This window comes from Thermocladium modestius (assembly GCF_055398215.1).
Window position 1 is genome coordinate 1,277,689 of record NZ_AP043731.1, and the last position, 21,550, is coordinate 1,299,238.

Annotated in this window: 20 protein-coding genes and 1 pseudogene; 12 read left to right on the forward strand and 9 right to left on the reverse strand. The window is 49.2% G+C overall.

The features are described 5' to 3' along the window. Nucleotides 1–80: 80 nt before the first annotated feature. Nucleotides 81–304, reverse strand: a pseudogene (locus tag ACZ5ZS_RS06625) (type II toxin-antitoxin system CcdA family antitoxin). 406 nt (nucleotides 305–710) lie between these two features. Further along, on the reverse strand, nucleotides 711–1,172 hold the full coding sequence (locus tag ACZ5ZS_RS06630) for an Lrp/AsnC family transcriptional regulator (RefSeq protein ID WP_229657730.1): 462 nt from the start codon (nucleotides 1,170–1,172) through the stop codon (nucleotides 711–713). A gap of 323 nt (nucleotides 1,173–1,495) precedes the next feature. On the opposite strand from ACZ5ZS_RS06630, the gene ACZ5ZS_RS06635 reads away from it, so the two are divergent. After that, entirely contained in the window at nucleotides 1,496–2,146 is a 651-nt protein-coding gene (locus ACZ5ZS_RS06635) for a molybdopterin-dependent oxidoreductase (RefSeq protein ID WP_188596805.1), read from the forward strand. Between the two features lie 12 nt (nucleotides 2,147–2,158). Next, nucleotides 2,159–2,623, forward strand: a complete 465-nt coding sequence (locus ACZ5ZS_RS06640) for a hypothetical protein (protein WP_229657731.1) — start codon at nucleotides 2,159–2,161, stop codon at nucleotides 2,621–2,623. Nucleotides 2,624–2,665: 42 nt separating this feature from the next. Here the strand turns inward: ACZ5ZS_RS06640 and prs are convergent, their stop codons facing one another. The 5 genes from prs to ACZ5ZS_RS06665 all read right to left on the reverse strand — a co-directional run bounded on the left by prs (nucleotide 2,666) and on the right by ACZ5ZS_RS06665 (nucleotide 6,518). Next, entirely contained in the window at nucleotides 2,666–3,502 is an 837-nt protein-coding gene (prs, locus tag ACZ5ZS_RS06645; RefSeq protein WP_464858148.1) for a ribose-phosphate diphosphokinase, read from the reverse strand. A 114-nt stretch (nucleotides 3,503–3,616) separates the two neighbouring features. Continuing rightward, the gene (locus ACZ5ZS_RS06650; RefSeq protein WP_075060446.1) at nucleotides 3,617–3,850 is read right to left on the reverse strand and encodes a hypothetical protein; all 234 of its coding nucleotides are present in this window, start codon (nucleotides 3,848–3,850) and stop codon (nucleotides 3,617–3,619) included. After that, entirely contained in the window at nucleotides 3,847–4,347 is a 501-nt protein-coding gene (locus ACZ5ZS_RS06655) for a NuoI/complex I 23 kDa subunit family protein (RefSeq protein ID WP_188596807.1), read from the reverse strand. The genes ACZ5ZS_RS06650 and ACZ5ZS_RS06655 overlap by 4 nt, the downstream gene beginning before the upstream one ends. 1 nt (nucleotide 4,348) lies before the next feature. After that, nucleotides 4,349–5,404, reverse strand: coding sequence for an NADH-quinone oxidoreductase subunit NuoH (nuoH, locus tag ACZ5ZS_RS06660; RefSeq protein WP_188596808.1), 1,056 nt, complete (start codon nucleotides 5,402–5,404; stop codon nucleotides 4,349–4,351). A 70-nt stretch (nucleotides 5,405–5,474) separates the two neighbouring features. Beyond that, the gene (locus ACZ5ZS_RS06665) at nucleotides 5,475–6,518 is read right to left on the reverse strand and encodes a sugar phosphate nucleotidyltransferase (RefSeq protein ID WP_229657732.1); all 1,044 of its coding nucleotides are present in this window, start codon (nucleotides 6,516–6,518) and stop codon (nucleotides 5,475–5,477) included. A gap of 834 nt (nucleotides 6,519–7,352) precedes the next feature. Here ACZ5ZS_RS06665 and ACZ5ZS_RS06670 point away from each other — a divergent pair. The 6 genes from ACZ5ZS_RS06670 to nucS all read left to right on the forward strand — a co-directional run bounded on the left by ACZ5ZS_RS06670 (nucleotide 7,353) and on the right by nucS (nucleotide 14,966). Then, nucleotides 7,353–8,681 carry a DEAD/DEAH box helicase family protein gene (locus tag ACZ5ZS_RS06670; protein WP_229657733.1) on the forward strand — a complete coding sequence of 443 codons (1,329 nt, stop codon included), beginning with the start codon at nucleotides 7,353–7,355 and terminating at the stop codon, nucleotides 8,679–8,681. Continuing rightward, nucleotides 8,668–9,807 carry a DUF790 family protein gene (locus ACZ5ZS_RS06675; RefSeq protein WP_188596810.1) on the forward strand — a complete coding sequence of 380 codons (1,140 nt, stop codon included), beginning with the start codon at nucleotides 8,668–8,670 and terminating at the stop codon, nucleotides 9,805–9,807. Before ACZ5ZS_RS06670 ends, ACZ5ZS_RS06675 begins: the two co-directional genes overlap by 14 nt. A gap of 413 nt (nucleotides 9,808–10,220) precedes the next feature. Continuing rightward, entirely contained in the window at nucleotides 10,221–11,594 is a 1,374-nt protein-coding gene (locus tag ACZ5ZS_RS06680; RefSeq protein ID WP_188596811.1) for an RNA-guided endonuclease InsQ/TnpB family protein, read from the forward strand. Between the two features lie 142 nt (nucleotides 11,595–11,736). Continuing rightward, nucleotides 11,737–12,984, forward strand: coding sequence for a TiaS agmantine-binding domain-containing protein (locus tag ACZ5ZS_RS06685; RefSeq protein WP_188596812.1), 1,248 nt, complete (start codon nucleotides 11,737–11,739; stop codon nucleotides 12,982–12,984). 129 nt (nucleotides 12,985–13,113) lie between these two features. Further along, entirely contained in the window at nucleotides 13,114–13,992 is an 879-nt protein-coding gene (locus tag ACZ5ZS_RS06690; protein WP_188596813.1) for a cation diffusion facilitator family transporter, read from the forward strand. A 203-nt stretch (nucleotides 13,993–14,195) separates the two neighbouring features. Then, nucleotides 14,196–14,966 carry an endonuclease NucS gene (nucS, locus tag ACZ5ZS_RS06695; RefSeq protein ID WP_188596814.1) on the forward strand — a complete coding sequence of 257 codons (771 nt, stop codon included), beginning with the start codon at nucleotides 14,196–14,198 and terminating at the stop codon, nucleotides 14,964–14,966. 147 nt (nucleotides 14,967–15,113) lie between these two features. Here nucS and ACZ5ZS_RS06700 read toward each other — a convergent pair whose 3' ends face one another. Then, entirely contained in the window at nucleotides 15,114–16,010 is an 897-nt protein-coding gene (locus ACZ5ZS_RS06700) for an SIMPL domain-containing protein (RefSeq protein ID WP_188596815.1), read from the reverse strand. 117 nt (nucleotides 16,011–16,127) lie between these two features. Beyond that, nucleotides 16,128–17,411: a UbiD family decarboxylase gene (locus ACZ5ZS_RS06705; protein ID WP_188596816.1), complete on the reverse strand. Its 1,284-nt coding sequence runs from the start codon at nucleotides 17,409–17,411 to the stop codon at nucleotides 16,128–16,130. Between the two features lie 184 nt (nucleotides 17,412–17,595). Between ACZ5ZS_RS06705 and speD the strand changes: the two genes are divergently transcribed. The 4 genes from speD (at nucleotide 17,596) to rsmA (ending at nucleotide 21,506) form a co-directional block, all read left to right on the forward strand. Beyond that, nucleotides 17,596–18,006, forward strand: a complete 411-nt coding sequence (gene speD / locus ACZ5ZS_RS06710; RefSeq protein WP_075059094.1) for an adenosylmethionine decarboxylase — start codon at nucleotides 17,596–17,598, stop codon at nucleotides 18,004–18,006. Nucleotides 18,007–18,216: 210 nt separating this feature from the next. Then, the gene (locus ACZ5ZS_RS06715; protein WP_188596817.1) at nucleotides 18,217–19,353 is read left to right on the forward strand and encodes a pyridoxal-phosphate dependent enzyme; all 1,137 of its coding nucleotides are present in this window, start codon (nucleotides 18,217–18,219) and stop codon (nucleotides 19,351–19,353) included. Between the two features lie 75 nt (nucleotides 19,354–19,428). Next, nucleotides 19,429–20,580 carry an MFS transporter gene (locus tag ACZ5ZS_RS06720; RefSeq protein ID WP_188596818.1) on the forward strand — a complete coding sequence of 384 codons (1,152 nt, stop codon included), beginning with the start codon at nucleotides 19,429–19,431 and terminating at the stop codon, nucleotides 20,578–20,580. Between the two features lie 119 nt (nucleotides 20,581–20,699). Further along, entirely contained in the window at nucleotides 20,700–21,506 is an 807-nt protein-coding gene (rsmA, locus tag ACZ5ZS_RS06725; protein ID WP_188596819.1) for a 16S rRNA (adenine(1518)-N(6)/adenine(1519)-N(6))-dimethyltransferase RsmA, read from the forward strand. Nucleotides 21,507–21,550: the final 44 nt, after the last annotated feature.

Consider the following 21,550-nt stretch of genomic DNA (forward strand, 5'->3'; position numbering starts at 1 on the left):
GTAATGTATATAGCGATCAATAGATGCCCACCCATCGCGGCTCTAAACAATTCCATCTACTACACACGAATACAAATTCCTTATCTTTTATTTCTACTCTCCCTAATATCCCTCACCCAGTCGTCTTCGCTTACATCTTTCATTAATTCCTTAATTCTCATTAACAGTCTCCTTAATCTCTTCCTTCTCCTTTTCCTTTATCGCTTCATCTAAAGCTTTTTCCACTACCTCCCTAACATTAATTCCGAGATCCTCAGCATTCTTCTTTAATTCCATATATTCTTACGCTTATTACATCTGACATAGTTGTGCATACAGAATATTCGTAATACAAGGGTTCTGTATACATAAACCTTCACCACATTTAACTGCGAAGCATTCCTATATGGCTCGCATTATTCCTAGAGAGGTTTGGACCCGTTGAGTCCTTCACTGATGAAAACCTCAAATCTCAGCCCTTGTAATCCATGAGATACTTGAATCTTTACCTCGGCCCTCTTGGTTCCCTTAAGCAGTTAATCCTGCTCGGATCCCCGATAGATCCTAAATGGTGGGACCTGCTGTACTTTTTAATTAATTTACCATCATGGCACCGATGTTATGCCGGTACCGTTTAGTGTGGAGGAGGAAGAACTACGCCCACAGGGAGCTAGAGCTAGATGAACTACACGATTACGTCGCCTACGTCACGGAAGGGGGGAGGTGATTGTTCACTGCTTCACGTAATCCAATATTATGGCTGGGCAAACCTTCCTAACCCCATTTATTGATCCTATTTCCTGCAATATTTTGGTCATCTCCATACTATCCCGGGCCCAAGCCTCCATCATTATCATGTGATCTCCTGTGGTTATATAGACCTTCTTGCTAAAGTCCTTACTGGCTAGATCATGGGCTATTTGAATCAACTTGTCCGGCTCGCTATCTATACCTATTATTGCTACGTGTTTATACCCTATTTTGGATGGATCGACCACCACAGTGAACTTCCTTATAACTCCCATCATCTCCAGCTTCCTTATCCTCCTACGCACTGCCGCCTCACTTATCCCCAACTCCTTACCTATCTTAGTGAATGGGGTTTTGGAGTCCTGCATCATTATCTCAATTATCCGCTTGTCCCTATCATCTATTCCCTCTTCACTCCCCTCCTCGAATTGCTCAATCACCACATTCCGAATATACCCCGATTATTTTTAAATACTTTGGCAAATTACCTATAATTGTTCATAGCTTCATGGAATCTAGGTGAAGTGGGTCATTAATAAACAATATACATGTTAAGCAATAAGGTAAAAGAGGCCCTATTACTCTAAGTTAGTTGAATTCTTGTTAATAATGGTGATTATAAGGTCTTGTCTATTGCGTGTCCAATTATTGGTAACGCATATATAAATATTTCTCACCCAGTAAAATCCCTTCCATTATGAAGCGGGGTCATCGATTAGCAATTAATTTTGAAAAAATCTTTTAATTTAAGATACCGAGGAGTCATATGGTCAACCTAAGCGAGAGGAGGCGATTTCTCAAGATTATGCTGGGCATAGGGGCAATAGCGCTTATCGGCTCCGTTGGGGGAAGCAAGTTGAGTGAGCTACTGGCATCTAATGAGGGGGCACGAAGCGCGTTGACGCCGTTGGATCAATGGTATGTGGTCCAGATAGGGAATACCCCCAACGTGAACGTGGATAATTATAGATTAATGGTGGATGGGTTGGTCAACAATCCCCTAAGTCTCAGCTTGAAGGATATAATGCAGATGGAATCAACTTCATTGCGGGATACTATTCAATGTGTTTCCGATTCTTTCTTCCTGAAGGCAAACGTCGAGTGGAGGGGGGTACCTCTTCAAAGCATACTGAAGCTGGCGAAGCCCCTTAGCAATGCCACGAAGGTGATATTATATGGAGCCGATGGTTATACAAGCGACCTACCCCTCTATAAAGCGATGGAGCCGACCACCCTAGTAGTGTATGAGGCGGATCAAGAGCTGCTGCTTCAACAGCATGGATATCCTGTGCGGATGGCAGTGCCGGGCTGGTGGGGCTATAAATACGTTAAATGGCTTGTCAGAATAAGTTTGACCAACACGGATTACTTGGGGTACTGGGAGTCAAGGGGTTATCCAGACATAGCCAAGAAGTGATGGTGAACACGCGTGAATAGACGGATGGGCATTTATGCCGTCGCGCTGGCATCATCTGCAATAGAGGTTAACCCGCTCGCCAGCTTTGTCGTGATCCCGCTAATGGCCGTTTTCATGGGCTCGGAGTTGGAGAAAAGCATATACTCGCCCAAATTCCAGAGGGAGACTGCGTGGATGCTGTTGGCATTGGCGGCCCTTGAGGGATTCACGGGATTCGCAGCAGGCCCCGTTACATCAAACATAATATCCAAGGCCACGTTCGGCTTGATGACGCGTGGATTGGGATTGGAGCTGCATTTAATCTTGATAGATCCCCTAGCTCTTTTCTTCATACTTCATATAGCCAGCGGCATTGGACTATCCCTGATCAGGAGGGGCATTAGGGCAGCCGTGATATATAAGGCCATAATACCAGCAGCATTGATAGCTGCCTTCGCATTGATAGTATACCTCAATTCTCTTTTCTTCTTTGGTTGAAATCGAATTAATAATCCGCGGTGCCCGTGGAGCCGGACAATATTAATTCATGACTTGACGCATCAATGCTCCAACATCTATCTTGGAGTGGGGGGTGATTATGGAGTTGCTGCATATTATCTCAGCAGCCCCGGCACCATGAATCTTCTCATCCGCTTCGTTCAACAGCAGGCAGTGAGCCGCAACCACGCGTATCGATCTCGCCTCCCCCCGCAATGCCTTTATTCCATTGATTATGGTTCCCCCCGTGGCTATTATATCATCTATTATCACTACATCCCTATTCGATGCGCTTATATCCTTCGGCTTCATGGACACCTCCCCCGTGTACCTATCCCTGCTCTTCTCCAGGTAATCGAAGTCCGCTTCCAGCAATTGAGCCAACTTCCTTGCCCTCCACAAACTGCCGACGTCCGGGCTCAGCACTAGGGGATTCTTCAACCCAGTCAATGCCGTGGAGTACAGCTGGAATGGCTCCAGATTAATCCCAACGCCATTTCGCTCCAGCACCTCCGGCTTGTGTATGTCCACCACGTATAAATCGTCTAGGCCGGCATGCCGAAATGCCTTTATTATATAATCTATGCTGATGGCCTCTCCATCCAGGAATCTCCTGTCCTGGCGCACGTATGGCATGTATGGCATGAATAAGCCAACCCTAGACGCCCCTAAATCCCTCAAGGCGCTTATCACCAGCATTGACCTCAATATTGATTTATCCTGGCCTGGATATGCCCTAGTCGCGTAAATCACGCGTTGTCCCGATACATCGACGGGTAATCTAATGTACTGCTCACCGTCTGGGAATACCTTGTATATCAGCTCGATTCCCATTGTTCCCGCCAAATCCCTGGATGATTCATCGTATATCAATAGCATAACTTTAAATCGGTAGCCTGAGGGAATTAAAAATGTTGAGTGATGATGCCAGGCTGTTTGATTTGATGATTGGGGTTAATAGCGCTGATGCGTTTTTCCAATGGGCTTCAAATTCTACGTGGAGCTCGCGAATTCCCATTTCCTCATTTTATAGAGGCCCTTGCGCATCAGGAATTCCCTGAATGCATCGGTCTCCGTGAAGGAATCATCATCGAGCGATGTCTCGAATGCCTTGAATTCATTCCAGATCATTTCGTGGACGGCATCGTATTTGCCCTTGAGCCTTATGTGCTTCACCAGAGATGATACTGAGGAATAGGTCTTGCCGCAGGAAGGACATTTAATCATTTGCTTCCCCTCGGTATTCGCCTCATTATTAAGTTGCCGTTCTCAACCTCATATTTAACTATGTACTTGGACTCGTCAACTACATTGGGTACATTAGCCATGTCCTCCGGCTCGAAGACGGTGGAGCCCAGATCCGGGAATGCCACGTCATGAATGGTGGTTCCCTGAAGGGAGCCGACGGGGCAAGCATCCACGCAGAAGTGGCACAATATGCATTGCTCATACCGTATTCCTGGGTAGAACTTGCCATTGGGAGCCCTGTACATCCATATGGCATTGACTGGGCAAGCCCATGCGCACTGAAAGCACGAAATGCACTTCTCCATATCATTAACTATGAACCCCCTGAACCTCTCGTTAACCCACCGTTTCTCCAGCGGGTAATGAATGGTTAACCTGGAGGGCTTTATCAACTCCTTGAGACCGGTCAACAAGGCATCCAAGTGATAGGCGGTTATCCTCAACCCATCTGCCTTTGGAGCGCTTACCTTTATCATATTACACCACCCGCCACGCAATGCTGATTATAAGGCTTACTACGGAGAGCACCAGCAAGGTCTTCCACCCGATCTTAAGCACTTGGTCCAGTCTGTAATTGGGGTACACTGCCCTTAGGAATGAAAAGAACATCATGAGAAGAAACACCCTGAAGCCGAGCCAGAAGGCTGGGGATAGGTCGCCTAATATCCATATATATGGCCCGCTCCAACCGCCTAGGAATAGGAGGGAGATCAGCAGCGACATTATGTACCCCTTCTCATAGGTGACGGTCATAGTGAGGCCGAACATCAAGCCACCGTATTCAGTGAATGGGCCCGCCACCACGTCGCTCTCGTTGGTCACTATTTCGAATGGGTACCTGTCGGTCGCCATTGCCGTCGTTATTATCGCCAACAGAAATGCCAGGGGATTCATTATGGCGCCGGGCAAGAATGATTGACTGCTAACGGCCTTGAAGGGATCGGCGGTGGCGTACAGTATTAACATGGAAATTATGGATGCCATGAAGGATACCTCGTATGCCACATAAACCAAAGCCTCCCTAACCGTGCCTATGAATGCCCACTTATCGTTGGATGCCCATCCCATGGTAACCATTGCTAAATTGAAGATGGAAAGCAACACCACAACTATTAAGATGTTGTAGGGAGTGTAGATGGCTATCAAGTGAGGCCCCGCGGGCAGGAATAGGAGGGGGGTCAAAGCGACGAAGAATGCTAGCACTGGGACGTGGAGGAAATACGGCATATTGGCGTCGTCCGGCAAAATTATCTCCTGCAGCATGTATCTTATTAAGTCGCTGACCGGCTGTATTATGCCTCCCGTCCTTCTCGATATTTGGAGAGGACCATACCTCCATTGTACCCTGCCAGCCGCTTTTCTCTCCCACCAAATCGTATATATCAATACGACGAATAACCCAACCAGGCCTGGCAAGAACCAAACTGCAAAGACGGGCTCCCACATCAAGAATTCCACTATTGGGCCTATTATAGGGACGCCGAGTAGGAACTTTATTATCGGTTCTACAAGCGGAATTTGCACAAGGTACATGGTTAAAGCCGACCAAACACAAAGTTATAAGCTTTGCTAAACCACAATGCCCCGGGAACGTTGGTCTCCTCTATAGTAGTATATCTCCCTCATTATATATGCTTTGACTGACCTCCCTGAAGGGACCTATCTTGACGTTCTTATTGATGAACACGTGATCCTTTATGTAAGTGCCGTCCCCTATGGTGACTCCCCTCTCTATCCTGACCCACTTTCCTATGGAGACGTCCTGCCCCACCACCGCTCCATCTATGTGAGCGCCCACATCTATCCTAACGCCGTCCATTATGATCGAGTTGGATATGCTGGCGTCCCGGCCTACCTTGGTGTTCTTCAACACTATAGCGTAAGGACCTATTTCGCTTCCCTCCCCTATCTCCACGTTCTCATCGATGAAGCTAAGCCCCTTCGGGTTCAGCAATTCAAGGGCCTTGAAATTGGCCTCCATATAGGTCTCTATAGTGCCTATGTCGAACCAGAAATCCCTCAGGACATAGCCATACACATCATGTTTCTCCAATATTCTGGGCAACACATCCACAGCCAGTTTGCCCTGCCTCCCTGGCTGGGGGAAGTACTGCAATGCATCCTCCGCGAATATGTATATACCGGCATTGGCAAGATTGGAGCGCTGGGCCGTGGCCGGCTTCTCTATGAAATTAATTATTTTTCCATTATCATCCATCTCGGCTATGCCATAATGATGCGGATCAGACACGGGGGTCAACGCTATCGTGGCTAGTCCTCCCTTTGTTTTATGGTACCTCAACATATCGTTTATATCGATAGACGTGAATATGTCTCCATTCACTATTATGAAGTCACCATTTATTCCGTGTAGTTTATTTATCAATGAAATGGGACCCGCATCGCCTAAAGGCCTATCCTCCACAACTATCGACGTATTATTCCATTTATTATTCAAATGTCTTTCTATTTTATCTCCCATATATCTTATGGATACGAATATTCGAGACGGGTTTGATTTGACCACTGCCTCCAATATCCAATCAATTACCTCCTTATTAAGTATGGGAAGGAGCGGTTTGGGTCTCGTATACGTGAGCGGCCTCAGCCTAGTCGCATAGCCGCCAGCCAACACTATGGCATCCATATAATTATTAAAAATCATTAAAGATTATTTAAAGTTAGCCCAACCATGCCAAGACCAAGAACACTGATCGACAACCACCACCTGATAAAAGATGGGGCGGGCCTCGCTCCTTCTAGGGGCTGGGGTGTGTTTTTAGGTCATGTTTTGTTTGGGTTTTTTGTTTCTTGCTGGTCGACTCTCTGAGGATGGGGGGCTGGGGCCGACTACCCCAGCAATACCAGTAGGGGAGGGGAGCCGAGTATCGCCCAGTAAAGGGGCGTAACCCCCAAGACCCCGGGAAACCCCCTAAAGGGCGGGGAGGAGGTCAGTAACTAACTACAAGCAAACCACAGATCATTGTTTAAACGATCCCCTGAGCGGCAGTTGCTCGACCGAGCCGGGATTGGATCCGTATAATAGCCCTCGCCAAGCCCGCCGCGATTAAGATCTTTTCTTTTCCTTTAAAAACAAAACCATGTTCCACATATCTTGCTTGACGAGGTGGTTATTTGGCTTATGATATAATTGCGTGTCCAATTATTGGTAACGCATATATAAATATTGCCCTACCGCATCGTCATCATGAAAAGGCGGTTAAACTTGGTTTTTAAGGTGTGCATTGAAAGACTATGCGAGGGGATTAAATATGCAATGAAGAGACTATCATTAAATCTCTTCAAATTGGTTGAAAGTAGAAGCTCGATTCAGTGCTATTAACCTGCAAGGTGAGATTTACACTCACTCCAGTATATGTTCCCGATGTCTCTGGATAAACGAAGATGGAGGCAACACGTATTAACGGAACTATAGGGATTTGGGGAATAGGGATAAATCACCCAATGCAGCCCTACCCTAGTGTTATCTCTGGAGTGGGATGGAGGCACGGTAGTGATTAGGGGCGGCAAGGTGGATTTGCCGTATGCTAAGTATGATGATCGGGCCAAGGCATATAGGATATTGGCAATCAATTACCCGGACTTGACGAGGAGGTTGAAGAGCATGGGGGTTCAATTTGAGGATCACGTGATGGAGGTGGAGCCATGCATGATAAGGCCCAAGCGGGATTTGAGGTTAAGGGAGTATCAAAGGACTGCCTTGCAGCGTTGGTTGGTGGGAAAGCGGGGCGTGGTGGTCATGCCGACCGGCATGGGGAAGACCCACGTGGGGGTGGGCGCAATCACTGCCCTAAGGGTTAGGACGTTGGTGGTCGTGCCCACCATAGAGTTAGTGGAGCAGTGGGCGGATAGGGTGAGCTATTACTTGGATACGAGGGTTGGGAAGTATTATGGGGATGAGAAGAGCGAGGGATGCATCACGGTTACCACGTATGACTCGGCCTATATATCAATAGAGAGGCTGGGGAACAAGTATCCATTCATAGTATTCGATGAGGCTCATCACTTGCCGAGCGAGGGGTACAGGCAAATAGCCGAGCTATCCCCCGCGCCGTACAGGTTAGGGCTAACCGCCACGCCGGAGCGCAGCGATGATCTTCACCAAGACCTGCCTAACCTAATTGGGCCTGTGGTGTATAGGATAAGCGTGGAGGAGGCGCGGGGACGCTATATAGCTGACTTCGATGTGGAGACGGTGAAGGTAGAGCTGGATGAAAATGAGCGGGCCAAGTATAAGGAATTGATGAAGAAGTACAGGGAATTCATTAGGAGAAGCGGCATAAGCTTCAGGAAGCCGAGCGATTTCAGGGTGCTGGTTAAGATGAGCGGGAGAAGCCGAGCAGCGAGGGAGGCATTAAGGGCCTGGCGGGAGGCTAGGCGGCTGGCTATGACTGCTCCCAGCAAGTTGGATGCCGTCGAGGAAATATTGAGGAGGCATCCCAACGATAAGGCGATAATATTCACGGAGCTCAGCGATCTCTCGCACGAGGTTAGCAAGCGATTTCTACTGCCTGAGGTAACTTATGAAACGCCCAAGGAGGAGAGGGAGGCCGTCATGGCCATGTTCAGGAGGGGAGACGTGAAGGCCATAGTTACAGGCAAGGTATTGGAGGAGGGGGTAGACGTGCCCGATGTCAATATCGTAATAATACTCGGGGGAACATCCAGCGAGCGGCAATACGTGCAGCGCATAGGAAGGGCATTGAGACTTAAGCCAGGCAAGGCCAAGATATACGAGGTAGTAACAACGGGCACCAGGGAGGCGTCGAGGAGACATGCTTCCGCTTAACTTGATCAGGATCAAGTTCACGGGAAGGGGGCAGGTAAAGCCCAGGTACATAGATGAGGCCGAGGCAGAGGTAGTGTACGACGTCATATACGCATTCAAGCGAGGGGTGGGGATGAGGCTGGGTGATGTGATTAGGTCCATTGAATATGAGGGCAGCGATCCTAGACTGGTTGGAGGGCTAATCCACCTCCTCAAATCTAGGACGAGACTGGAGGACGTAGATGAGGCAGCGTTGATTAGGATGAGGCTGGACGTGTTCAGGGAGGCCGCCAAGCTATACCCGGTGACTCGGGGGAATAGGGGACTAGTTCTCAGTAAGGTGGCTGAGAAATTTGGCTCCAGCCCGGAGCGCGTCGACGCCGACCTTCTCAAGATATATGATGATGAGCGGGTAATAGTTGACTTCAAGGAACCGGAGGCGGAGGAATTGATTAGGGAATACAACCTCTCGCTTGCCCAGGCTCTCCTGTTTAAGGCGCTGGATGTGGAGGTGGAGACGGAAATGAGCGGCGCGCAGTCTAAGGTCTTGCTGAGGCAAGCCAAGTTGATGGGGTTGATGTACGTCGCCGAGAGCTCCCGTAACGGGATTAAACTAGCCATAGACGGACCCGTTTCCGCGATCAAGCAAACAGATAGATACGGTACCAGGTTGGCAAAGCTCCTTCCCTTACTGGTCGGTGCTAAATGGAGCTTGAGGGCCAGGATAAAACTGGGCGACCGCGTGTATTATTATGAGGACTCCAGCGAGGAAACTCGTTTTCCGAGACCCGTCTCAAGCGACGAGCCCGTATTCGATAGCTACATGGAGGCGGATTTCTATAGGCGATTGTTATCCATATGCAAGGAAGTAAAGAGGGAGCCGGAGCCGTTGGTGGTGGATGGCAGGATATTCATACCGGACTTCAAGGTTGGCGATGCCTACATAGAGCTCGTTGGCTATTGGTCTCCCCAGTACTTGGAGAGGAAATACGATAAATTATTAAGATTAAAGATACCGATAATAGTCTTGGTCGACGAGAAGTTGGCGACAGCGGCTTGGCGCAAGCTGCCTCACTTCGTGGTGGCGTTCAAGGATAGGCCCAGGATCACGGATATATATAGATTAATAAAGAATTACTGCAAGTGAGGCATGCACGATCCATAAACGAGTCACGAGGAGAACCGGGAGAACATGATGCAACTCAGAGCTCACGCAGCGCGCCGCGCCAAGATACTTCAACGGAGGAGTTAGCTGCCCATTTCCTGCCTATCACAGGGCCCAAGCCGTGCGTTTGTCAGGCCATCCCGGAAAGGGATTGAACCCCCTGACCAAGCTAGACTACGGCCCCTCAGACATCGACTTAGGTGCATTTTTAAAGATTTGCTCGAGCGGGCACTAGCAATTCTCCTTTCCTTATTGGGGCCAAATCCCATGTCTAACGCCGAGGAATTAGGCTATGCTGGCTCTTGGAGGACAATGGCTGATAAAAAAGAGGACAAACCTCGCCTCTTTGAGGCGGGAAGAAAGTTTTTTTAAGTTCCTTCAACACATCTTTCTTCATGACGCCCTCCCCTGGTCAATTCCCTGAGGATGAGGAGCGGGGGCCGATCACCCCAGCAATACCGGGGAAGGGCGTCCACGAAGTCAAATATTCAAATAAGAGAACAAATATTGTACGTCTCCTACCAAACGGATTCCAAGAAAGGAAGCTAAAGAGGTTAGCCAACGAGTGTGCCAAGCTCTTCAACGAGTTAAACTACGAGAGGAGGCAACAATTCTTCCACGGGGAAAAAGTAGACCTAAAAGGCACGTGGGGCAAGTACTATGAGAAGTACAAGGGTGTACTTGGAGTTAACGCTCAAGCTGTCATGCAGAAGAACAACGAGGCGTGGAGTTCGTTCTTCTCCCTACTGAGGCTGAAGAAACAAGGAAAACTACCTCACATGGTTAAAGTTTCGCCACCGCGTTATTGGAAGGAAAAAGAAACTAAGAGGAGGAAGCTAATCCTAGTTGTTAGGCAAGATCGCTATGAAGTCGATGAGAACAAGCACGTTATCATCCTCAAGGACTTCCACTTGGAGGTTGAGTTTGTAGGTGGGTTGAGGCGGCGTGGGAAACAAGGAAGGTTAGAAATCATCCATGATGAGACTACCAACAAGTGGTACGCCCACGTGCCAGTTGATGTGGGGGTTGAGGAGACGAAGACTGGGAAGAAGAGTGAATACGTTGTTCGCGGTGAGAGGAAGTCAATCCAGGCCGAAGCACCGAAGGGAAACAAGATAGCCTCCATAGACTTAGGTATTAACGTCTTGGCCAGCGTAGTAGTCGACGACGGGACTTGGTTGTTATATAGGGGTGTTAGGGCTAAGGAGGATTATTTCTACTTCCAAAGGAGGATCGCCGGGGTGCAGTCGATGGCTGGCAGAGCGAAGAACGTGGGTGAATATGAAGCGTATGAAGAGTTAGCAAGAGAGAAAAGGGGAGCGTTCAAGAAACTGTATAGCAGACTGTTACACTTATACAGAAACTTAGCATCCCACATGGTAAGGAAATTATATGAACTAGGTGTATCCATCGTTTATCTAGGCTATCCCTTCAACATTGCGCAGGGGAAGGGTAATAAGTTCACTGTGAACTTGTGGTCTTACCGTGAACTAATGGAAGCGATTGAGTTGAAGGCTCAAGAGTATGGCATGAAGGTGTTTGAGGTTGTTGAGTATAACACCTCTAGGCTGTGTGCATATCATGACGTTGAGGTAAGGAGACATCCTAGAGGGGTAGTAAGTTGTCCTAGGGGGCATAAGTTGCACAGCGACTTAAACGGTGCATTGAACATAATGAGAAAGGCTGTGGGCATCGTTGTGTCGACGGTTAAGAAACCGCTTTCATTCCTAGTACTTCATGGCGGAGTAGCGCCCGTTAAAGGGGCGTAACCCTCCAGACCTCGGGGAACCCCCACCCTAAAGGGCGGGGAGGAGGTCAGTACGTTGGTTTAAATATCTCAATCGCTTGGAGTCCCATAATGCCTAGAGTAGGAGACTCAGCCTTTAAAGAGCGGTATGCCGAGATAGCGGTATGGAGTTGGGCGACTTCCCTGACCCTGAGGCGAGCGCGTGGATAGCATTTGATGATACGGATGATTATGAAAAGGGATGCACCACTTTCGTGATGTATAATTTCATCAAGGAGTTCTTGAAGACACGAAGCGAGGACAGGATACTGGGCTTGCCCCGCCTCGTTAGGTTAAATCCATATATTCCATTCAAGACGAGGGGAAATGCCGCAGTCGCATTAAAGGTTAAGGTCGAGGACCCAAGAGAGTTGCTTGAGCTTGGGGTTAATGTTGTTGATGAGTTCAGCGCGAGAGGCGCAAAGACGAGCCCGGGCATTGTTGTTTCCATGACGTCGAGCGAGCGATGGTTCTACTACTCAGCCCTAAGCGATGTGGTCCCCAGGGAGTTGGCTGAGCGATTAATCGCTAAAATCGGCGCGATTAGGTGGGGCGGCCGCGGCGTAATAGGTGGCTTGGCCGCCATAATGGCGGAATTAGGGGATTCCACGTTCGAGCTATTATCCTATAGGAATGGCGAGGAGAGACCTGCGATAGACGCCGATATCCTAGCTAGACTGAGCGAGTTGACGGAGCCATTCACGTTCGCCAACATGGATGGCAAAAGACCATTAATAGAGCCCAGCACGGATGATCCCGTCCTCTTCGGCATAAGGGGGGATTCCGCATATCACGTAATGTACGTTGGAAATACCTTGCTGTTCCTGCTAGGAGCCAAGCCGCGGTGGTTGCTCTACGAAACTAATCAAGGAACGGGGGTTAACTTTGCAGTTGCCGGGAAACGGATGTATCAGCCAAGCATCGCCAGTGGACGCGTGACGTCGCTCAAAAGAAGCGAGGAGGGTCACGTATTCATGCGCGTGGGCAACGACGAGGCCGTTATATATAGGCATACCGGAATGGCCGGGCTCGTGGGTCAGTACGCGATATTGACCGGAGGCAGGAGGCCGGGCTTGACCGGTAATCCCATATACGTCGAGACCCTTTTCTCGATTAATGAGGCGGTGAACATAAGGAACCCAAGATGCCCCAAGTGCGGCGCAACTATGAAATCGGCGGGCAAGGGGGAATTGCGATGCAATAGGTGCGGCTTTAAATCATACCTGCCCAGAATCGTTGAGGGGCAATACGGCTTCAGGGAGGCGGTTCCAAAAATGGGCGAGCGACGTCATCTAGCGAAGCTCCCTGAACGCGTGGGATTGGAGGGGCTAAGCAAGATTTTTGGAATGCCGAGGAGGTGGATTTCATGGTAGCTGCATTTATATCTTTCATCTGAAGTATACGTATAGTATACGTATATGCAAAGCGATGCAAGCGGCATCTTTTGTGTTGGTAATGCTAAAGTTTAAATATCCGATATCGGATATCCGATTAAGAGAGCAATGGGAAGTAATAAGGATAGGGCCAGCCGCGTTGGCGATCCATCCAAGATAATCATGAATGCGGCGTACCTGGCTTTATCCGTATCAATAATCGAAATGGCAACGGGATTGGGCCTAGGCATAATAGTGCTGGAGGCAGATGGTCTCCATACATCGATAGATGCCGTAATCCTGTTATCTCTGTACGTGGGGTTCGACATGGCATTTAGGCCAGCCGATGTGGATCATCCATTTGGCCATTACAAGTATAAATATTTAGCCATGTATACCGTTGCATTGATCATAATAGGAGCAACCATGGCGTTGATTTATGAGGCGTCCTCCGACATAATAAATAAGAGCTTTGAGAGACCGCCTCAAGTCGCTATCTACGTCGTGGCCGCGGTAATGGCATTAGTTGCGTCCCGCGCGATCTACCTATTCATGAGCTATGGTCGCCTCAAGGAACCCGTATTGCTTCTTGAGGCCAAGCACGCCGCGGCGGATATCGTTGACTCGGCATTGGTGATAACCACAGTGGTGGCATCGATGTACGTGCCCTTCATAGAGCCAATAGCGGCGTTGGCTATATCGTCCTATCTGCTTTACCTGGCCGGGAATTACATCAAGGAGTCAATGAACACTCTCCTGGATAGGGTGGATCCATCCCTCTCCCAGAGGATAATCGATTACGTAAATGGAATGGGGATATCCGTCAGCGACGTCAGGTTAAAGAACGTAGGCAATGGATACGTGGTAGACATGATAATCAAAGTCCCCTCTAAGTATACCATAGGCGAGGCCCATGATGCCGCCAGCACCGTCGAGTCAAGCGTGAAGAGGCGCTTCCCCTCCGTCAGGGGAGTCGTGGTCCACATGGAACCGGATCAAGCAGCTTAGCCGCTTCAAGACGGGCGAGATGTTGAAAAGCATTTAGAAGTCGGGATGTTTTCCTGTAATTGAATTGATTGGACAATCAATTTCTATCATGGGGATTAATCCTGCCTTGCATCAAATAGGGCAGAACCAGCTCTGGATGAGGGGTGGTGGAATATGCGAACCAACGCTCGATAGGGATTAAAACCCCAATGCAATTTCATTTAGTGGATCATCTGATAATGCCGAGTAATGAGGATGCAATAAAATTTGTTAGGTCTCACCTGGCCACTCATGTATTGGTGATTTACGCCGTGGCACGCGTCTCATATAATGGCCGTGCAAAGGCCAATCTTAATGCCAATCCATACCTGATAATTATAAAGCCCGACGGGACCTTCATGGTGCATGGATCTAGGCGGGAGAAGCCGCTGATCTGGAACCCGCCCGGCTCTAGGACGTACATAGAGGCTCGGGATGGCTTGGTGGTATTGTTGAGCATCAGGGCATCCCCGGCAGAGAGAGTGATAGCTGACCTGGATAGGGTGGATTTCATCGGTGCCTTCGACGTGGAGCACTCGGATAATAAAGTAATGGGCACGGAATCCGACCTGGTGGCTTGGCTGGTGGATCACCCTGACTACATAGAGAAGGGCTTCATGGTGTTGGAGCGGGAGTACGATACGGCGGTGGGGAGGATAGATATACTTGGAAGGGACGCCAACGGCAGATTAGTTGTGGTCGAGGTGAAGAGGTCGCAGGCCGGCCCTGACGCCGTTAATCAATTGCTGCGGTACGTCGATCATTTACTTCAAAGGAGGGGAGAGAAGCCTCGTGGCGTGTTGGTATCGCCCGACATATCACCATCCGCCCACTTCATGCTTAAATCGAATGGCTTGGAGTACTTAAAAGTAAACAAGGATCTAACCACCCTGATGGAGAAGGGCACCTCCCAACACTCAGCAAGACCAATGCCGGATTTTTACTCCTGGTTGTGATGCGGCTCGCCGCGATGGAAGCGAGCAAGCATGAATTCTTTGTCTTGTCTCAACATCGCAATGCGGCAGGAGAGCCTTGGGTTAAGAATAAGAATTTTTATTGGGATTAGGGGCTAGAGTAGGCCCCAGTGATTTGCAATTTTTTATTTAATTGGCAATGGCAGTTATGGTTACCGTGGCCGTTATAGATGCGCTTCCTGGGTTTATTGGCAATGATGGACCTGTATTAAGTGCAGTGGCATAGATGGGGTATGGAGCGGGGTAGTATGTGGGAACCGCGCTTTCTTGCACAGAAATTATCTTGATCGATGAAAGGCCTAGGGCCGATGCTATTCCGTATATCTTGCTCATCGCGATTTGGACGGCGGCTTTCATCGCCTCGATCTCTCCCTGTTGATATGAGTAGGGACTGATATATGTGCTTATCGATATGCTGGAGGCGCCATCCGAGGAAGCATTGCTCAAGAGCTCGCCGACCAGGGTTTGGCTTATGGGGTTCATCAATGTTATCTTCATGCCATAGGACGCGGAGTAACCCTCCAACTGCTGCGCTCCGTTGTAGTATTCATACACGGGGTTCAGGGAGACCTCCGTCGTAGTGTAATTCACCCCAAGGGAGTTCAATGTCGATATGAATTCATTCACGTTGGACTCCATGTAATCGTAGGCTTGAGATGGAGTGGGCAGGGGCTGTTGGTTGCTGATGGTTATGTAGATGGTTATCCCCTCGGGTTGAAGATCTATGGATCCCTCTCCGGATACGGTTATAATAGTGCCGTTGCTTGGAGCCATCGATCCCTCAGTGGCATTGAGAATCGCCAAATCGCTTGAAGCCGTAAATGGAGGACCGGGAGGACCGCGGGCCGTCGCCATGGGGCCCCCGGGATTGGCGATCCACGATCTATATATCGTAGTGCCGTTGCTTGGACTAATCAAGGACGGGCCTTGGGTTTGATTGGATTGGATTAGGTGTATTGCGTATGCGGAACTTGCTCCTATTATGGCCACCACCATGATGGCCAGGTACACCCATTTCATTGTCATGCGGGTCGAATAGGGTATCCGCCCCTCGCTATTATTACTAGGCCTTGGAACCGGCTGTGTACATTAATGGAAGCCAGGCATTAATCGCAGTACTAGGCCTTGGTTCTTGTATGTAGTTCAATGAGGTATCCTGGCCCTCTCGAACCTGGCTGGATCCACTGATTGGGGCTTCGTCGCGTCAATGCCTACCTTAGTGGTGAGCCCAATGGCTTGATCAATTGCGGCCGGATCCAGCGAGGACCCCCTTGCCCTACTTATTATTATCAAGTCCTCGTCTCCCCTGAACCTGGTGGCTATGGCCCACTCCACTTGAGTGGGGTTATCTATGTCTATGTCCTCGTCCACCACCACCACGTGCTTCAAGCTGGGGTGTGCGGCGAAGGCTGCCAGCGCCGCGTTCTTTCCCTCCCCCTCAACCTTCTTCTTTATCGATATGACGGCATGAAGCCAACCCCCTCCCCCCGGCGTTAATCTAACTGACTTCACGTCGGCGACTGCCCTAACGGCGTTCCATATCTTTGCCTCCTTCTCGAATCCCATCAGGACGCTGTTCTCCGGGCTACCGGCCACCAATATGTGGGAGTATATCGGTTCCTCCCTGATATATATCTTAGTTATCTTGACAACGGGTTGTCTCCTAACCACATCATATGTTCCCATTATGTCAACGCACGGCCCCTCCTCCGCCTCTCCATCCTTTGAAATATATCCCTCCATCAATACCTCCGCCTCGCTTGGGGCGATCACGCCGTTATCCAGTTGAACTACCTTGTAGTCCAGCAGCTTGGCAGCTACATCCAGCTCGCTGACCCCAAATGGGGGCGAGGACGCGGAGGCCAGGAGAAACGCTGGATGCACTCCCCACGCGATCGCCACGGGGGTATCCTTGCCCTTGGATTTATTATCCAAGTAAATTGAGTATAAGTGTCTTGGGACAAGCCTTATAACGAATTTATCCGCGTCTATCACGGACAATCTATGTATTGATGCATTCACGTAATCTCCCATTCCGAGGACGACGCCGCTGGTCAAGCAATTGGTGGGCTCCCTCTCGAAGAACTTGGGTATGGGAAGGCGTCTTAAATTCACCTCCTTCAACGGCTTGAACGCTGCATTGTTCGTTATGGTCGGCTTGCTTGGATTGTTCTCGGCATCGATCAATTTTCGGTAAAGCTCTACGTCGTTTGAGGTTCCCATCGCTATATGCAGTTTGTCCCGAGTATCGAGGATATTGCCGACGCCCATGAAGCCGGGAAAATTGCGAAGTTTGAACCTTATGGCCGGGCCCCTCCCGGTCTCCTGGCTTATCACATATGGCGCCTCGTATTCGGGGCTAAGCTCTTCCACGTTCTTAATCAATCCCCTCCTATCCAAATAGTCCATGAATGATCTAAGGCTCATCTAGGGGTGATTCTGCATCAGTATATTAAATTTCCCCGCGATTAATCGAAAATTCCCCAGTCGCGATGAGCTCGAATTAATCCCTAAAATTACCCTTCAAGGTAGGAGGGGGCTATATTTTAGGATAAAGCTTTTAAATGCTCCGTTACCTCGTTTCTCAAAAATCCCTGATAATTGGGGAGAAATGACAGCCACAACATACATACAAGGGTCGACGGGAGAAAAGGGCGGCGTTGCAGTGTATGGCGTACACATTTACGGTAATCTTTATGGATGCGACGAGGAGTTGCTCAGCAATGAGGTTTTCCTACTTCAACTGGTTAGGGACGCGGCTGACGTTGCCAATGCCACCGTCATATCGGCGTTTTACCATAAATTCGGATCAAGCGGCGGCGTCTCCGCGGTGGCAATAGTGGCGGAGAGCCATATTTCCATACACACGTGGCCGGAGCATGGTTATGCGACCGTTGATGTATACACGTGCGGTGAGCACACCAAGCCCATGGCTGCATTTGAGTTCATTGTGAAGAAGTTAAGGGCTTCCCGATACGATGTTCATGTATCGGATCGATCGATGTATAAAGAGGAGAGTTGACTATTTGCCTCGGAAAAAAAGGAGGAGTTTTTCCCAAGCCTTGTCATTTCTATACCTAATCATGGCTATTAATGCGTAGAAAGAAAAACAAGACTAAGGGTAAAACCTCCATCCATTAAGAATCCACGCGGTGGCCCTCGTTTCAGCGACCATGGAGTGATGAAGCGTAGTTGTTGGGGAAGGTTTTAAATATGGAACGGTTTTCCTCCCGTGCTGAAGTGTCCGAAGTGCGGGTTCTCCGTTGATGACTACGGTATACTTAAGTGTCCGAAGTGCGGGTTGCCCTTGTTGGTTTCCAAGGGCTCTATCAACTATAGGATCAGCGGCAATAAGAGTGGAATATGGAGGTATAGCTCCATGCTTCCCAAGGCACGGGAGGAGGTATCGTTGGGCGAGGGCTACACGCCGGTCAGGCACATGGGTAAGTTCCTGCTTAAATTGGAGGGAAGAAACCCCAGCGGATCCTACATGGATAGGGGTACAGCCGTCTGGATAAGCCACCGCATGCCTAGGGAGATATCGCTGAGGATGGATGGGGACTTCTCTAAGTCAGTTTCACTATACGTTTCCAGGATAGGCGGAAGGGTCTTGGTCTCCATAGGAAAGACCGATGATGCGCGTGATGTGGAGTTTTATGCGAAGTTGGGGTGCAACCTATGCATAGATTGCGTGATGGAGCCGTCGGTTAAGTATGGGGATCCCTTGATGATAGAGGGTTATAAGACGATTTCCATCGAGTTATATGAGCAGCTGCGCAGCATTAATGGCATAGTGGTTCCCGTGGAGAGCGGCATTTTGGTCTATTCCATTTGGCATGGGATAAACGAATTACTTGAGGCAGGGGTCCTGAGTTCTCCTCCCCACATAATAGGCGCACGGCTGTTGGGCAGTTCCAGCGATGGTTTGGGCAATCCCATAATAGACTTCTTGAAGACCAGGGGAGTGGAGTTCATGGACGTGGATCCGCAAGACTCTTTGGATGCGGTGATCAGGCTGACCAGGATAAACGTGTATGCTAGGCCAATATCGGCCGCCGCCTACGTAGTGGCGGAACAAATGGGGAATGATTACGTGGCCATAATAAGCGGCTCCTCCGGCTTCAAGCATTACTCCAGGAAGGGGGACACGACCAGCTTACAGCGGGAGCTGTTGCAAGTGGTTAAGTCTATGGGAAAGGCCACTGCCTATCAAGTGTGGCAGAGGGTTACTGGCGAGGTAACGCTTCAAGGAGTCTATAAGGCATTGAATAGCTTGGTCAGTAAGGGACTTCTTCGCTCGGAGATGGATGTGAGGGGAAAAAGACGGATAGTGTATTTCATGGCCGGCGATGATGGATCAAAGCGGTAGGCCACTGCTTATCCTTACACTATATTCGTGGTTGCAGCATCATTGTTTTTAAACCGAAAGCATATTGCCGCTGTAATGGATTATGTAGATAAGGTGATGCTGCTGAGCGGGATCAGGTCCCTCGGCTTCTCCATAATATGGCCATACATAGGCCTGATACTTTACCGCTTCAATACGCCACTATGGATGATAGGCATTTATTATGCTGCCCAGGCTATAACAGGCGCCGCGGCCCAGATGGTGGGAGGAGTATTGACGGATTACTTGGGCCGCGTGAGGACCATGAGCATAGGAATTATTGGAGGAGTGGTTACTTTGGCGGGGGCCTACTTGGCAAGGGATCCCATACTATTGATGTCGCTATTATTGGCTCAATCTATTTTCAGTTCCATGTACGCCGTGGCCAGCTCCACCTTGGTGGGGGATGTCAGGAAGGGTATGGAGAACTTAGTTAATGCCTATAGCAAAGTTAGGGTGGGGGCGAACGCTGGATGGGCCTTGGGCCCATTCATAGGAGGGGTGGCGATCCAGTACATAGGTTATAGATCGCTTTTCCTATTAACCGCCACCATCTCTTTCGCCGCCCTCCCTTTGGTATCCACGATCAAGGATTTGAAGGTGAGGAGCAGGATAAAGTTGACAAATATAAGTAGAGACTTCTCCAAATTCTTGGTTCCATCTTTGTTTCTATTTATGGTGATGGGCATGATGGGATTCGCCTTGGCAATGTATTACAACGAGGTCAGGGGGATTCCCACCTCGGAGGTGGGGATGGTGTTTGGCTTGAATGGTTTACTGGTGGTCCTGTTGCAGGAGAGGGTGGGGAGGTTTATATCCAAGAGAAACGCCATTAAGTGGCTCACCTATGGATCCATAATATACTATGCATCGTACAGCTTGGTTGCATTTATCGGTAACTTCTATCTAGCCATGGCTGATGTAGTGGCGATAACCATGGGAGAGATGATAGTCTCCCCATTGGCTCAAGCGCTTGCCATGAACATGGCGGAGGCCGATAGGAGGGGCCAGTACATGGGTCTCTTTAACTTGGCGACCAGCATAGGCAGGAGCGCGGGCTCCGTGTTGGCCAGCGAGACGATGCAGATATATCTATACAACCCAGTAATTTTGTGGCAAATACTTTCGATTCCTGCGTTGCTGGCGGCAGCTCTGTACTGGGCCGTTCTCGGCAGCAAGAGCGTGGAATTGGCCTCCCCCACTGCCTAGATAAATCATAGACAATTAACCAGGTTCCTTAGAGGTCCTCGCGGTGGTCATCGCCTCATCGCTTGCCATTAATCTTGCCTCGTAAAATCTTTATAAGGACGAATGAATTCCATGAACCAATGCATGGACGTGCCGGGAGGGTTAGGCAATTGATGCTCAAGTATGGAATAAGGCCCAGTAAGAGGCTTGGGCAGAACTTCATGGTGGACGAACATTATATAAGCAAGATAGCCAAGACAGTTAATGGGGCCGAAACCGTATTGGAGATAGGGATGGGCCTTGGCGATTTGACTTCATCGATTAGAAATAACGTGAATTGGTTGATAACATGTGACTTGGATCCCAAGGTTAGGCGGGTGTATTCGGATATGGCAGCTGGCTGGGTCAATGTGGACTTCATTTCTTGTGATGGAAGAATGCCTCCCCTGAGAGCGGTGGATTCTGTGGTCTCAAACATACCCTACGCCGAGACCTCCAGCATAATAATAGCTCTATTAACCAAGACCTCGTTCAAGAACGCCGTTTTAACTCTTCAAAAGGAGGTCGCGGAGAGATTAATGGCCTTGCCCGGCACTGAGAACTACGGTCGATTGAGCGTCATGGTTCAATGCGCGGCCGATGTTGAGTTAATAGATGTAGTGCCGCCCACTGCATTTATTCCAAGGCCTAAGGTGTACTCCGCCATAATTAAAATGAATAGGAAAAAGGAGTGTATTGATTTGGGTTTATTGGAGAAATTCACGGGGAAGGTATTTACCCAGCCGAATAAGGTCTTAAGGAAGGTGGTAAGCCATTTTTATGGTAAGGAGGCGGTCCAGTACATAGATATAGATAAAATAAATAAAAGAGTATACGAGCTGTCGCCTAGCGAGATAGCCGTGATAATCAATGCCTTAGGGGACCGCATCCTCTATCCTCTTAGATGAACACGCCCTTGACTCAATCATAATCAAGATGGGCGAGCACTGCT

Coding starts and splice junctions, on each gene's coding strand:
- ACZ5ZS_RS06635 (WP_188596805.1), top strand. CDS start 1,496: ATGGTCAACCTAAGCGAGAGGAGGCGATTTCTCAAGATTATGCTGGGC.
- prs (WP_464858148.1), bottom strand. CDS start 3,502: ATGCTATTGATATACGATGAATCATCCAGGGATTTGGCGGGAACAATG.
- ACZ5ZS_RS06650 (WP_075060446.1), bottom strand. CDS start 3,850: ATGATTAAATGTCCTTCCTGCGGCAAGACCTATTCCTCAGTATCATCT.
- ACZ5ZS_RS06655 (WP_188596807.1), bottom strand. CDS start 4,347: ATGATAAAGGTAAGCGCTCCAAAGGCAGATGGGTTGAGGATAACCGCC.
- nuoH (WP_188596808.1), bottom strand. CDS start 5,404: ATGTACCTTGTGCAAATTCCGCTTGTAGAACCGATAATAAAGTTCCTA.
- ACZ5ZS_RS06665 (WP_229657732.1), bottom strand. CDS start 6,518: ATGGATGCCATAGTGTTGGCTGGCGGCTATGCGACTAGGCTGAGGCCG.
- ACZ5ZS_RS06675 (WP_188596810.1), top strand. CDS start 8,668: ATGCTTCCGCTTAACTTGATCAGGATCAAGTTCACGGGAAGGGGGCAG.
- ACZ5ZS_RS06680 (WP_188596811.1), top strand. CDS start 10,221: ATGACGCCCTCCCCTGGTCAATTCCCTGAGGATGAGGAGCGGGGGCCG.
- ACZ5ZS_RS06685 (WP_188596812.1), top strand. CDS start 11,737: ATGGAGTTGGGCGACTTCCCTGACCCTGAGGCGAGCGCGTGGATAGCA.
- ACZ5ZS_RS06690 (WP_188596813.1), top strand. CDS start 13,114: ATGGGAAGTAATAAGGATAGGGCCAGCCGCGTTGGCGATCCATCCAAG.
- ACZ5ZS_RS06700 (WP_188596815.1), bottom strand. CDS start 16,010: ATGACAATGAAATGGGTGTACCTGGCCATCATGGTGGTGGCCATAATA.
- ACZ5ZS_RS06705 (WP_188596816.1), bottom strand. CDS start 17,411: ATGAGCCTTAGATCATTCATGGACTATTTGGATAGGAGGGGATTGATT.
- speD (WP_075059094.1), top strand. CDS start 17,596: ATGACAGCCACAACATACATACAAGGGTCGACGGGAGAAAAGGGCGGC.
- ACZ5ZS_RS06720 (WP_188596818.1), top strand. CDS start 19,429: ATGGATTATGTAGATAAGGTGATGCTGCTGAGCGGGATCAGGTCCCTC.
- rsmA (WP_188596819.1), top strand. CDS start 20,700: ATGCATGGACGTGCCGGGAGGGTTAGGCAATTGATGCTCAAGTATGGA.